The sequence below is a fragment of the Kribbella sp. VKM Ac-2569 genome (assembly GCF_004216905.1).
GTDB lineage: Bacteria > Actinomycetota > Actinomycetes > Propionibacteriales > Kribbellaceae > Kribbella.
The window spans coordinates 126,656-139,358 of sequence record NZ_SGXJ01000006.1 but is presented as its reverse complement, the minus strand read 5'-3'; the positions used below and the strand labels follow the sequence as shown (position 1 = coordinate 139,358).

Genomic DNA, 12,703 nt, shown 5'->3' with positions numbered 1-12,703 from the left:
AGGGGGGCGTGGAATGGTACGTCGACTGGTGGCCGGGGTCCTGGCCGTCGGGGCACTGTTGGGTGGGGCCGTGCTGGTGGGAAGCGCACCGGCCCAGGCGAGTACGGCGGCGGTGTCGGACACCCTGCTGCCGGGTCAGAAGTTGACGACACTGCAGTCGATCAAGTCGGCGAGTGGTGTGTTCACGCTGACCATGCAGCGCAACGGGAACGTGACGCTGCTCCAGCGCGGCGTGGGGCAGGCGCTGTGGATGTCCGGAACGTACCGGCCGGGGTCCGTGCTCGTGATGGCGGCCGACGGCACGATGCGGATCATTTACGGGCGGACCCAGATCTGGTCGATGGGTGCGGCCAGCCCGCAGGCGAAGCTGGTGCTGCCGAACACCGGTCTGCTGGCGATCTACAACACCCGTGGCAAGGCGGTCTGGAACCGGCACATGGTGATCGGCACGCTGATGGTGGGCGCCATGCTGCAAGCACCGGACGCACTCGGCCGCGACGTGACGATGTACTCCCTGGACCACGTCTACACGCTGAAGTTGCTGACGAGCGGGAACATGGTCTTCCAGAAGAACGGCACGACCGTGCTGTGGAGCACCGGCAAGACCGGGTATCCGGAGTCGTCCGCGAACATCAACGCGAACGGCCTCTTCGGCACCTACAACCGCGCCGGTGACGGGACGTGGGACTTCTCGACCCGCAGGCCGGGCACTGTCGTCCAGATCCGCAACGACGGCCACTTCCTGCTGATCAACGGCCGCACCATCGTGAAGACGTTCGTCTAGTTGTCACACTGAGCACTCACAATCGAACCGCGGGGGCATGAATGGTACGTCGACTGTTGGCCGGGGTTCTGGCTGTCGGGACGCTACTGGGTGGGGCTGTGCTGGTCGGAAGCGAACCGGCCGAGGCGAGAACGGTGGCGGTGTCGGACACGCTGCTACCGGGTCAGAAGTTGATGGCCGGGCAGTACATCCGGTCGCGGAGCGGGGTCTTCACGTTGATCATGGACACGCGTGGGGAGGCGAAGCTGTACCAGCGCGGGGTGTCGTGGCGGTTGTGGAGCTCCGGGACCTGGCGCGCGGGCTCCGTGCTGGTCATGGGCACGGACGGGACGCTGCAGATGATCTACGGCCGGACGAAGTTCTGGTCGATGAGCATCAAGAGCGCCGGCGCCAAGCTGGTGCTGCCGGACACCGGGAATCTCGCGATCTACAACACCCGCGGTAAGGCCAACTGGAACCGGCACATGGTGATCGGCACGCTGATGCCGCAGAGCCAGCTCCATGCCCCGGACCCGGCCGGACGTGAAGTGATCATGTACTCCGTCAACCGGATCTACACGCTCAAGTTCCTGACCACCGGCAATCTGGTGCTGTTCAAGAACGGCACCACCGTCCTGTGGAGCACCGGGAAGAAGAACGCACCGGAGTCGTACGGGTCGGTCGGACCGGACGGCACGTTCTACACGTTCAACAACTTCGGCGACATCAGCTGGATGTACGAGACCCGCCGCGCCGGCAGCGTCCTCCAGCTCACCGACGACGGCCATCTCCGCATGGTCAACGGCCGCACGGTCGTCAAGACGTTCGTCTAATAGACCTCGATGCGGTCGAGGCTGATGACCGCACTGGTCGACGCGGGGTTCTTGTCGCCGGTCACGCGCACCTTCAGGGTGTGCGGGCCGGACGGTAAGGCCGGGCTGATGTACATCAGTTGCTCGCCGACGCGGATCGAGCTGTAGTAGTCGATCCGCTGCTCGGGTCCGCCGTCGACCGAGATCGCGGCGATCCCGTTGCCGACGTCCGCCACGCTCAGCAAAGCCACACGGGTGCCGGTGAACTGGATCGTCGCGGTCGCGTTGGTCTCCCCGCTCCAGTGGTCGTTGCCCCAGAAGCACTGGTTGCCGCAACCGGACCCGGAGCTCCACGCGCCGGTGTAGGCGACGGCCGCGTCGGTGTCGTTGATCCAGTAGTTCGGCGAACCCGGGTCGCCCGACGGCAGGTTCTGCGTCGCGCCCGCCGCGAGCGGCCGGCCGAGGTTCGGCGTACCGTCGGCGTTCCAGGTGATCTTCTGGACCCGCGTCGTGCGGTACGAGTACGTGTAGGTGCTGGTGTTCTTGCCGTGGTAGGCGATCCAGTCCTCGGTCCCGTCCGGTGACTTGAAGAACGAGTGGTGCCCGGGACCCCACACGCCGGTCTCGTCGTTGCGGGAGAAGATCGGGCCGGGGTGCTGCACCCAGTTCGCCGCGACCATCGGGTCGGCCCCGTTCGCGATGCTCTTCGTCCACAGCTGGTAGTCCGGTTTGCCGGTGTCGCACGTCGAGTAGGTCAGGAAGGTGCGCGTCGCGCCGTACAGCGGGGTCGGCCCTTCCCGTACTTCGGTGCACCCTCCGTCGGCCGGGATCGCGACGCGGTCGCCGGTCGCGGTCCACGGGTTGCTCATCCGGACGATGTACAGCTGCGCCGGTCCGCCCTGCCCGCGGCCCGGGCCGGTCCAGACGAAGTACTGCTGCCCGTTGACCGTGATCGGCTCGCCGTCGATCGCGTACTCACCGAAGTCCGCGATCTTCGCCTTGAAGCTGTACGGGCCGAGCGGGTCGTCGCCGGCCGACTCGAGCACGTACATCCGGTGGTTGGCGTCGACGCCGTCGGAGGCCGTGTAGTAGATGTACCAGCGGTTTCCGACATGCCGGAACGCCGGCGCCCACATCTGCGTGTTGCGGCTGGTGTCCGAGTCCCGCCACACCACCTGCTCGGATTGCACGAGCAGCGTCGCGAGGCTGGTCGACGACCAGATCCCGATCCGGTCGCCGCGCGTCGTCGCGACGTAGTACCTGCCGTTGTAGAACATCAGCGACGGATCCGCGGAAGGATTCACCGGGTTCCGGAACGTCTGGGAGGCCACTGCCTTCTCCTGCTTCTCGGCTGCGGACGCGGTCGGAGCGAGTAGGCCGCAGAGCAGTACGGCGACCAGGGCGGCACGGAAGATCCTCATGACACACCTCTCGAAACCTGGGGGCGGACCAGTCTCGCTCTCGGTTGTACCGGCTACTTCCAACGTTGTAAACCCTTCAGAGCAGGAACCAATGCCCTCCAGCCGGCGTCTCACCAGACATGAAGCTCAAGGTTCGGGTCGTGCACTACCGGCACGATTGCTGGTACGCCGACATCGACGACGCCGACGATCGGCAGCCCGACGACCCGTTCTGGTACGCCGACGGCTGCCGCACTCAGGCCGAGGCCATCGCCCTCGCCTGCACCGAGCTCGCCGCACTCGACCAAGCGGTCGCCGACGGCGACGTACCGCCCCGAATCAGCGAGACCCTCACTCGGGTCGCCTAGACCCTCGCCCCCGGCATGATGGGGCGATGCTCGGGGACTCGGACGGCACCAAGGGCGAAGCCACGATCGAGCAGATCGGCCGCCGACGGACCTTCACCAAGACGCTCCAACTCGCCGTCGTCCTCGCGATCGTGCAGGTGCCGATGCGGGTCGCGGTCCACGAAGCGGCCGGTTCCGCGGCCGGCTGCGAGGCGCCGGGGCGGCTCTCGATCCTCGTCGACTCGGCGTTCGTGCTGGCCGGCGTGTACGCGGCGTACCGGGCGTACAAGTACGTCAAGTTCCTGAATCTCCAGTCCTGGCAGCGGGTCGCGGGCGTCGGGTCCTGGTTCGTCCTGGTCGCCGCCGTCCTCGACATCGCCGAGAATCTGACCCTCTGGGGCGACTTCGCGTCCGCCGCGTGCGCCGACCTCTCCACGGGCTGGTTGACCTGGTTGGTGTGGGTCGTCCTCGTCGCCGGCGTACTGATCCTCGCCGTCAGCCTGACCGCGACGAGCCGCTTCGGTCAGCGGATGTGGTACGGCGTGGAGCCGACGCCGCCCGCGACGTTCCGCCGGGCGAAGCGTGACGGCAAGGACACCGGCCGCCTCGTCATCACCTGTTCGGGCGGCGGGATCCGCTCGGCGTCGTTCTGCCTCGGCGCACTGCAGCTGCTGCGCGAGCGCGGTCTGTACGACAAGGCGTCGACCGTCATCGGCGTCAGCGGCGGCGGGTACATGGCCGCGGCCTTCCACGTACTTCGTCGTACCTGCGCCGACCCGTTCTCGCCGGGGTCACCCGAGCTGGCCCGCCTGCGTCGCCAGACCCGCTACCTCCTGTCCGGCGGCCGCGCGATGTTCCGCGCGGCGTTGTCGGTGCTGTTCGGCCTGGTGGTCAACCTGCTGCTGATTGGCATCACGCTGCGCGCGATCGCCTGGGTCCTCGGATGGTTCCTCGCGGATCAGAAGGTGATCACGACCGGCCTGCAGGTGGATTGGCGCCCGAACGATTCCTGGTTCTTCGTCGGCATGTCCGTGTTGCTGCTCGCGGTGAGCGCGATGATGTTCCTGATCGAGAAGGTCTGGGATCGCTGGGCGCGGATGCCGGATCTCGTCCGCACGATCCTCACCACGGTCGGCAACGTGACCCTGCGGTACGGCGTACCGGTGGCCATCCTCTTGCTCGGTGTGCCGGGAGGCCTTTATCTGTTGGGGAAAGTCCCCGGCGAATCCATCGACCAACCGAGTCTGCCGTCGGCGCTCCTGGCGTTGGTCGACCCAACGAAGCAGGGCGTGGCGTCGTTCAGCGCGCTGGTCGTCGTACTGATCGGCCTGGGCAAATCGGTCTGGAACGGACTGACCGTCGAGGGCAAGGCAGCGACCGGACTGCGTGCCCGATTGCTGGTGTTCGCGCGGACCAAGCTCGCACCATGGACGGGGAGCGCGATCATCGTGATCGCCGCCGTCATCGTGCTGCTGCGCTGGACGGGCGGCTATGCGACCGACACGTCGTACCAGGAGGACTGGAACGTCGCGCTGATCCTGGTTGCGATCGCACTCGCCATCAAGGTGCTCACCGACGCGAACCGGACCTCGCTGCACTCCTTCTACCGGGAGCGGCTGTCGCGCGCGTTCCTGGTGAAGCGGCAGGACAACGGCGCCGCGGTCGGGCTCGACTACCACCTGCGGCTGCGGTACTCGGACTGGGCGAAGCCGAACGACGGCGGCCCGCAGCTCGTCATCGCTGGTGTCGCGAACGTCGACGACCCGGACTTCGTGCCGACGCAGCGCGACTGCGTGCCGTTCGTCTTCGACGCCGAGCAGATCGGGATCGTCGGGGACCGCTCGCTGCCGGACGGCGGGCGGCGTGAGACGGCTGACTACGAACGCGAGGCCGACGTACTCAAGCGCGAGGTCACGGTGGCCGCGGCGATGGCGATCAGCGGCGCCGCGTTCAGCCCGCTGACTGGACGGGTGAATGCCCGGACGCGGCCGGTGCGCCTGCTGCTCGCCGTACTCAACGCACGGCTCGGTGTGTGGCTGCCCAACCCCTACTGGAACAACCGCGCCGAGCCAGCCTTCCCGGACCGGACCGGCTTCGTCCCGAAGGTACGGCGGTACTTCGGCAGCGTGATCGACAAGCCCGGACCGTACCGGCTGCTGCACGAGGCGGTCGGGTCGCCGTCCATGTACGAACGCCGGATCTACGTGACCGACGGCGGGCACTACGACAACCTCGGTCTGGTCGAGGCGCTCCGCCGCAAACCCGCGCAGGTGATCACGATCGACGCCTCGAACGACGCCGAGGACCGGTTCACCGCGCTCGCCGAGGCGATCGCCACGGCCCGGATGGACCACGGGATCGAGATCACCCTCGACCCGTCCCCGATGCTCCGCGGCGGTAAGTCCCGCGCCGACCGCGCCTGGGCCTACGGCATCGCGACGCACCCGCTGGAAGAGGGCGAGGAGAAGCCCTACAAGACCGAGATCTTCTTCGTGAAGGCTGTCCTCGCCGGCCACCTCGATTGGGACCTCGAGCAGTACGCCGTCGAGCACGCCGACTTCCCGCGCCGTACGACCGGCGACCAGTTCTACGACGAGTGGGACTTCGAGGCGTACCGCTCCCTCGGCCACGCGCTCGCCCAGTCCCTCACCGACCATCACCGCGTGCACGACCGCCTGTACGACGAGTAACAGGCGGGATGTCCACAAGTTCGCCTGTGGATAACAGGCTTGAGCTGTGGATAGGTAGGCGGTTGCTGTGGACAACTGGGGTGTTTGCTGTGGAGGAGGCAACAAAAGCCTCTGCCGATGCACGTGCAGTCCGGTAGCTGAGAGAACGGTTGCCGAGACGCTGTTTCGGTGCTGAGATGGGTCCCCGTACGCCGATGAAACTTTACGAAGATTTATCCGTGACATTCGGTGCGCCAGATCGTTGATCTGTCAGACAGTTCGCGCTCAGCGGATCGCTGGGGAATCCGGAGGGACCGCCGTGCACAAGTTCAACCCGCCGCCGGAGTGGCCGCAGCCGCCGACGGCCGGCTGGCGCCCGCCGCTCGGCTGGACGCCCGACCCGACCTGGCCCGAGGCTCCCGCGGGCTGGCGCTTCTGGCTCAACCGGAACGGTCGCCGCAGCAGCGGCCCGATCGGCGCGTACGGCGCTGTCGACGCCGGCCGGCTCGAGCTGGCCACGGCCGACCCCGCCCTGGTCCTGATGCACTCCTGACACTGATCCTTTACAGCTCCCGCGGCCGACTGGTGTGCGGGAGCTGTTTTGTGTCCGTCTTCGGTCAGAGGCTGGTGCGTTCTTATCGTCTTCTGGTGTTATGTTATCAATGTAGATAACACTCATCCGGGAGGCGCCTCGTGGGCTGGATCGGGCTCGACCTCGGCACGCAAAGTGTGCGTGCCGTGCTGGCCGATGCCAAGGGCCAGGTTCTGTCCCGTGCAACGCGTCCGCTCGTCAGCCACCGTGACGGCGACCGTCACGAGCAGGATCCACAGTCCTGGCTGACCGCCGTCGACGCGGTCCTCGCGGACGTCGGGGCCACCGATCTCGACGGCATCGCGATCTGCTCGACCTCCGGCACCTTCCTGCTGACCGACCGCGCCGGCCGCCCCGTCACACCGGCCCTGATGTACGACGACGCGCGCGCGGCCGCCCGTCGCGACCACATCGTGGACGCCGACCCGGATCGCTGGGCGACCAGCATGCAACCCACCTGGGCGCTCCCGAAGATCCTCGATCTCGACCTCACCGACCGCCGCGTCGTCCACAGCGCCGACTTCGTCGCGGCGCACCTGGTCGGCCACCCGGTCGCGACCGACACCAGCCACGCACTCAAGACCGGCTACGACCTGATCGCCGACGCCTGGCCGGCCGCCGCGTTCGACAAACTCGGTCTCCCGCTCGCCGCGTTCCCCGAGGTCGTCCGCCCCGGTACCGAGCTCGGCCGCACGCCGGACGGCGTCCCCCTGTACGCCGGTATGACCGACGGCTGCGCGGCCCAGATCGCCGCCGGCGCCCTCGCTCCTGGCGCGTGGAACTCGGTCCTCGGCACGACACTCGTCCTCAAAGGCGTCAGCACCGAGCTGCTGACCGACCCGACCGGAGCTGTCTACAGCCACCGTCATCCCGACGGTGGCTGGCTTCCGGGCGGCGCGTCCAGCACCGGCGCCGGCGTACTCACCGAACTGCTTCCCGGCGCCGACCTCGACGCGCTGGATCGTGCCGCCCACCCGATCGATGCGGTCATCTACCCCCTCACCAAAACCGGCGAGCGATTCCCCTTCGTCGCACCGCAGGCCGAACGGTTCACGCTCGGCAGCACCTCCGACGACCTGCAGACGTACGCCGCTGTGCTGCAAGGTGTCGCGTTCATCGAGCGACTCGCGTTCGAGCACCTGGAGGCGCTCGGCGCCGACCCGGTCCGCTCGGTCTCGCTCACGGGCGGCGCCACCCGGGCCGGCTACTGGAACCAGCTCCGCGCCGACGTCCTCGGTGTACCCGTAGAGCTTCCCGCCGTCCCGGACCCGGCGTACGGGATGGCGATCCTGGCCGCGTCCGGTGGGACCGATCTCACCGGGACAGCGCGACGGATGGTCCGCGTCGACCACGTCCTGGAGCCGCGCGGCGAACGACTTGACGATCTGTACGGCGAGTTCGTCGCCGAACTCGACCGGCGGGGGTACCGGGGATGAGAACGACGATCGTGCTGGCCCGCCACGGCCGGACCGAATGGCACCAGGGCAACCGGTACACCGGTTCCACGGACCTCCCGATCGACGAGGTCGGCGTCCGGCAGGCGCAGCAACTCAAGGACTGGGCCGCGGACTATGAGCCGGATGCGTTGTGGGCGTCGCCGATGCTGCGTGCGCGGCAGACGATCACGCCGACCGCGGAGATGCTCGGCCTGACGCCCACGCTGGATGCCCGGTTGCGCGAGGTCGACTTCGGTTCGGCCGAGGGCAAGATGCTGAGTGAGCTGCCGCCGGCGGTGGGCAAGGCGTTCGAGCTCGACCCCGTGCGGGACCACCTCCCGGGCGGCGAGGACCCGGCCGCGGCGGCCGATCGGGTCCGCGAGGTCTTCGACGAGATCGGGCAGCGGCATCAGGGCCAGAAGGTCCTCGTGGTCGCGCACAACACGCTCATCCGGCTGCTCGTGTGCAGGGTGCTCGGACTGCGACTGAACGACTACCGCAGACTGCTACCTGCGCTCGGTCCCGCGGCGCTGGTGCGTTTGCGCCGGCAGGACGGCACAGTGGGTCTCGAGGCGTACAACGTTCCTCCTCTGCGTTTGGAGACCCTGGCATGACAACGGATGTCGATGGCGACACCACCGAACTGAGTCGTCCCGCGCGCCGGCAGGCCGAGATCGCGGCGTACGTCGTGAAGCACGGCTCGGTCTCGGCGAACGACCTGGTCGAGGCGTTCGGCGTGAGCGTGATGACCGTGCACCGCGACCTGGACGAGCTCGAGCGGCAAGGCGTGGTCCGGAAGTACCGCGGCGGGGTCAGCGCGCAGCCGACCAGCGTGTTCGAGAGCAACGTCGCGTACCGGCTGAACACCGCGCACGCGGAGAAGGCCGCGATCGCCCGGCACGCGCGGGCGATGATCGAGCCGGGGATGTCGGTGATGCTCGACGACTCGACCAGCGCGCTGGCCCTGGTCGACCTGTTCGAGGACATCGCTCCGTTGACGGTGGCAACGAACTTCCTGCCGGCGATCACCAAGCTGGCGCAACTGCGGGACGTCACGCTGCTGGCGCTCGGCGGAATCTACTCGGCGACCCACGACTCGTTCGGCGGTATGCCGTGTGCCGAGGCCGTCGAGGCGCTGCACGCCGACCTGCTGTTCTGCTCGGTGTCCGCGGTGTCGTCGACGCACGCGTTCCACCAGGAGGAGGAGATCGTCCTGGTCAAGCGGGCGATGCTGCGCTCGGCGAGGACGAAGGTGCTGCTGGTCGATCACGCCAAGCTGCAGCGTACCGCTCTGCACCGGCTCGCTCCGCTGACCGACTTCGACCTCGTGATCGTCGACGAGAAGACCCCGAAGGACCTGATCGAACCGCTGCGCGACCACGGCGCCACGGTGGAGGTCGCCAAACTCTAGGAGGGGTAGTGCATGGACGTCGGCGTTGACGTAGGGACAACCGTCACGAAGGCCGTCGCGTTCGACGGCGACGGCCGTCCGGTGGCCGAGGCATCTCGACCGACGCGCCTGGTCCGTCCCGGTGCGGGACGGTTCGAGCACGAGACCGCCGAGATCGTTGCTTCGGTCAACGAGGTGGTCGGGGAGCTGGCGGCCGTCGTCGGAACGCGTCCCGATGTCCTCGCGATCACCGCGCAGGGCGACGGCCTGTGGCTGGTCGATCCGGACGGTACGGCGGTCCGCCCGGCGATCTCGTGGCTGGACGCGCGCAGCAGCGCGATCCTCGAGCGGTGGACCGCGGACGGGGTCGCGGAACACGTGTTCCGGCGTTCCGGCAACCGCATGTTCCCCGGGGCATCGGGCCCGCTGCTGTCCGCCGTACTCGCGGAAGAACCCGACGTGATCGAGCGGGCCGGTACGGCGGCGTACTGCAAGGACGTCGTGATGCAGGCGCTCACCGGTGTCCGCGCGACGGACGTGTCGGACGCGTCGGCGCCGTTCCTCGACCCGAGGACCGGGAGCTACGACGATCAGGCACTGGCGGCCACGGGCCTGTCCGACGTGCGCCATCTACTCGCGCCGGTCGCCGCTGCCGGACCAATCGGTGAGCTGCGCGACGACTCGACCGGTATGGCGCCCGGGACCCGCGTCTCCGCCGGCCCGTACGACCTCCCGGCCGCTGCGGCGGGCGCCGGCGTGACCGAACCAGGCGACGCCCTGCTGACCGTCGGTACGACGTTGGCCTGCCAAGTCATCACCCGTGACCTGCCCGTCGACGACGAGCCCGCCGGCCTGTTCCTCGGCACCTGGACGCCAGGAGTCTGGCTCCGCGCGATGCCCGCGATGGTCGGTACGGCGGCTCTCGACCGGGTGCTCGCGCTCGTTGGCGTCACCACCGACCAGCTGCCGTCGCTGCTCGCGGACAGCCCGTCCGGCGCGTCCGGCGTCACGGTCCTGCCCTATCTGTCGGAGGCGGGCGAACGTGCCCCGTTCGTGGACACCCGCGCCCGCGGCACGATCGACGGCATCTCGCTGTCCACGACGACGGCCGACCTGGTCCGCGCGACCTGCGAAGGCATCGCGTACGCCGCACGCCACTGCCTCGACGCGGCCGGCTGGACCGGTCGCGTCACCGTGTGCGGGGGCGGCGCCCGGAGCAGCGAGTGGACCCAGATCCTCGCCGACGTACTGAACGCGCCGTTGCACACCGCCGAGGCCGAGCAGGTCGCCGCGCGGGGTGCGGTGATCTGCGCGCGGCGCGCGATCGACCCGGACAGCGCCGGCGCCGAGTGGATCGCGGAGACCCGCCAGGTCGACCCGGACCCGGCCCGCGCCGCGTTCTACGCCGAGGGCTACGCCCACTACCTGCGCCGCATCGAGTCGGCCCGCCCACGCTGGTCCGACCCAGCACCTACGTTCACAGGAGATCGATGAGAACCGTCAAGACGCTGCTCGCCGGCGACCATTTCGTGCGGAACGACCTGCTGGCCGCGGCGCTCACCACGATTCCGGACGTCGCGTTCGAGTTCCGTGAGGTCACGCTGCCCTGGCCGCTGACGCCGTACGGACGGGTTGCCGAGGTGGACGAGGCGAGTGACGCGGAGGACCAGCTGATCGAGGCGCTGGCCGGGGTCGAGCTCGCGGTGACGCAGATGGGGCCGTTCACCGAGCGGGTGCTGGACGCCGCGCACGATCTGCGCTTCCTGGTCGTGTGCCGTGGCGGTCCGGTGAACGTGAACGTGGCCGCGGCGGCCGAGCGGGGGATCGCCGTGGCGTCGACGCCCGGCCGGAACGCGGTCGCCGCCGCCGAGCATGCGGTCGCGTTGATGATGGGTGCCTTGCGCAACCTTCCACGGTTGCAGCGGACACTGGAACAGGGTGAGTGGCGCTCCGATCTCTACGCGTACGACGAGTGCGGGCTGGAGCTCGACGGATCGACCGTAGGCCTGGTCGGGTACGGCGCGATCGGGCAGCGGGTCGCCCGAGTGATGCTCGCGTTCGGCTCCCGCGTCCTGGTCGCCGATCCGTACGTCGAACAAGCGCCCGAGGGCATCGAACTCGTCGAGCTCGGCGAGTTGCTGCGGCAGTCGGACGTGGTCAGTCTGCATGCGCGTCTGACCGATCAGACTCGCGGGATGATCGGTGCGAAGCAGATCGCTGCGATGCCGCGCGGCGCCGTACTGGTGAACACAGCTCGTGGTGGTTTGCTCGACTACGACGCGACGGTGGACGCGTTGGAGTCGGGGCAGCTGGGAGCGGCGGCGTTCGACGTGTTCCCGTCGGAGCCGGTGCCCGCGGGATCGCGGCTACTGACCGCGCCGAACATCGTGATGACCCCGCACCTCGCCGGCGCCACGCGACAGACCGCCCACCGTGCCGGCTCGATCGCGGCGGAGGCCGTCGCCGCCTTCCTGACCGGAAAGGACCCCGCTGGACTGGTCTCCGCGTAGGCGGGGCACAGGGCAGGGATCATGAAGCTAGCGACCTCTACTACTTGGACCGAGCTGCTTCTGCTGCTGATCGCGTTCGTGCTGTCGATGGTGATCGGCATCGAGCGTCAGGTGCGGCAGAAGAGCGCCGGCATGCGTACGCATACGCTGGTCGGCACCGGGGCGGCACTGTTCACCTTGGTGTCCGGGTTCGGCTTCAGCGCCGTCCTCGGGACCGACGTCAATCTCGACCCGTCCCGGATCGCGGCGCAGATCGTGTCCGGTGTCGGCTTCCTCGGCGCCGGCGTGATCTTCATGCGCCGGGACGTCGTCCGCGGGCTGACCACAGCGGCCACGATCTGGATGACCGCCGCGATCGGCATGGCCTGCGGTGCTGGGATGCCGGTCCTCGCGCTTGCGGCCACCGTGCTCCATCTGGTTGCCGTCGGCCCGTTCGCGCGGCTCGGCCGGTTCCTGCCCTCGCCGGACCGCCGCCGCATCGTCACGGTGCGGTACGACGACGGAGCCGGCGTACTGCGGGCGATCCTGGCGACCGCTACGTCGATGGGATTCGAGGCGTCGGTGCTCGGGACCGAGGTACACCGGGACGGAGCACGCCCGCAGGTCCGAGCGGCGATGCGGTTCTCCGGGCGCGCACCGCTGCAGAACCTCGTGCTCGCGCTGGACGACCTCGACGGCGTCACCGGCGTACGGCTGCGCAATGACGATGACGATTGAGCTACGAATGTGATTTCGGTGAGAAAATCACACTCATTCTCTATACCTAACCATCGTTCGGTGATAA

Annotated in this window: 12 protein-coding genes; 11 read left to right on the top strand and 1 reads right to left on the bottom strand. The window is 68.6% G+C overall.

Annotated features, from left to right (window positions below; all coding sequences use genetic code 11):
- Nucleotides 1–13 precede the first annotated feature (13 nt).
- Nucleotides 14–784, top strand: a complete 771-nt coding sequence (locus EV649_RS34740) for a hypothetical protein (RefSeq protein ID WP_130387933.1) — start codon at nt 14–16, stop codon at nt 782–784.
- A 134-nt stretch (nt 785–918) separates the two neighbouring features.
- Entirely contained in the window at nt 919–1,596 is a 678-nt protein-coding gene (locus EV649_RS34735; protein WP_130387932.1) for a hypothetical protein, read from the top strand.
- On the opposite strand, the gene EV649_RS34730 is transcribed toward EV649_RS34735, so the two are convergent.
- Nucleotides 1,593–2,996, bottom strand: coding sequence for a glycoside hydrolase family 43 protein (locus EV649_RS34730; protein ID WP_130387931.1), 1,404 nt, complete (start codon nt 2,994–2,996; stop codon nt 1,593–1,595). The genes EV649_RS34735 and EV649_RS34730 overlap by 4 nt on opposite strands.
- 119 nt (nt 2,997–3,115) lie before the next feature.
- On the opposite strand from EV649_RS34730, the gene EV649_RS34725 reads away from it, so the two are divergent.
- The 9 genes from EV649_RS34725 to EV649_RS34685 all read left to right on the top strand — a co-directional run bounded on the left by EV649_RS34725 (nt 3,116) and on the right by EV649_RS34685 (nt 12,636).
- Nucleotides 3,116–3,343, top strand: a complete 228-nt coding sequence (locus EV649_RS34725; protein ID WP_130387930.1) for a hypothetical protein — start codon at nt 3,116–3,118, stop codon at nt 3,341–3,343.
- 26 nt (nt 3,344–3,369) lie between these two features.
- A complete protein-coding gene (locus EV649_RS34720) occupies nt 3,370–6,012 on the top strand; it encodes a hypothetical protein (RefSeq protein WP_130387929.1) in 2,643 nt (880 codons plus the stop codon).
- Nucleotides 6,013–6,310: 298 nt separating this feature from the next.
- Entirely contained in the window at nt 6,311–6,544 is a 234-nt protein-coding gene (locus EV649_RS41345; RefSeq protein ID WP_198682853.1) for a hypothetical protein, read from the top strand.
- Between the two features lie 140 nt (nt 6,545–6,684).
- Nucleotides 6,685–8,019, top strand: a complete 1,335-nt coding sequence (locus tag EV649_RS34710; protein ID WP_130387928.1) for an FGGY-family carbohydrate kinase — start codon at nt 6,685–6,687, stop codon at nt 8,017–8,019.
- Complete coding sequence (locus EV649_RS34705) at nt 8,016–8,633, top strand: histidine phosphatase family protein (protein WP_130387927.1); 618 nt, start codon at nt 8,016–8,018, stop codon at nt 8,631–8,633. The genes EV649_RS34710 and EV649_RS34705 overlap by 4 nt, the downstream gene beginning before the upstream one ends.
- Nucleotides 8,630–9,430, top strand: coding sequence for a DeoR/GlpR family DNA-binding transcription regulator (locus EV649_RS34700; protein WP_130387926.1), 801 nt, complete (start codon nt 8,630–8,632; stop codon nt 9,428–9,430). Before EV649_RS34705 ends, EV649_RS34700 begins: the two co-directional genes overlap by 4 nt.
- Before the next feature lie 12 nt (nt 9,431–9,442).
- Nucleotides 9,443–10,903 (top strand): FGGY family carbohydrate kinase, encoded by a 1,461-nt coding sequence (locus EV649_RS34695; protein WP_130387925.1) that lies wholly within the window; start codon nt 9,443–9,445, stop codon nt 10,901–10,903.
- Nucleotides 10,900–11,919 carry a 2-hydroxyacid dehydrogenase gene (locus tag EV649_RS34690; protein WP_130387924.1) on the top strand — a complete coding sequence of 340 codons (1,020 nt, stop codon included), beginning with the start codon at nt 10,900–10,902 and terminating at the stop codon, nt 11,917–11,919. The genes EV649_RS34695 and EV649_RS34690 overlap by 4 nt, the downstream gene beginning before the upstream one ends.
- 21 nt (nt 11,920–11,940) lie before the next feature.
- Nucleotides 11,941–12,636, top strand: coding sequence for an MgtC/SapB family protein (locus EV649_RS34685; RefSeq protein WP_130387923.1), 696 nt, complete (start codon nt 11,941–11,943; stop codon nt 12,634–12,636).
- Nucleotides 12,637–12,703: the final 67 nt, after the last annotated feature.

Coding starts and splice junctions, on each gene's coding strand:
- EV649_RS34700 (WP_130387926.1), top strand. CDS start 8,630: ATGACAACGGATGTCGATGGCGACACCACCGAACTGAGTCGTCCCGCG.
- EV649_RS34720 (WP_130387929.1), top strand. CDS start 3,370: ATGCTCGGGGACTCGGACGGCACCAAGGGCGAAGCCACGATCGAGCAG.
- EV649_RS34695 (WP_130387925.1), top strand. CDS start 9,443: ATGGACGTCGGCGTTGACGTAGGGACAACCGTCACGAAGGCCGTCGCG.
- EV649_RS34730 (WP_130387931.1), bottom strand. CDS start 2,996: ATGAGGATCTTCCGTGCCGCCCTGGTCGCCGTACTGCTCTGCGGCCTA.
- EV649_RS34725 (WP_130387930.1), top strand. CDS start 3,116: ATGAAGCTCAAGGTTCGGGTCGTGCACTACCGGCACGATTGCTGGTAC.
- EV649_RS34705 (WP_130387927.1), top strand. CDS start 8,016: ATGAGAACGACGATCGTGCTGGCCCGCCACGGCCGGACCGAATGGCAC.
- EV649_RS34690 (WP_130387924.1), top strand. CDS start 10,900: ATGAGAACCGTCAAGACGCTGCTCGCCGGCGACCATTTCGTGCGGAAC.
- EV649_RS34740 (WP_130387933.1), top strand. CDS start 14: ATGGTACGTCGACTGGTGGCCGGGGTCCTGGCCGTCGGGGCACTGTTG.
- EV649_RS34685 (WP_130387923.1), top strand. CDS start 11,941: ATGAAGCTAGCGACCTCTACTACTTGGACCGAGCTGCTTCTGCTGCTG.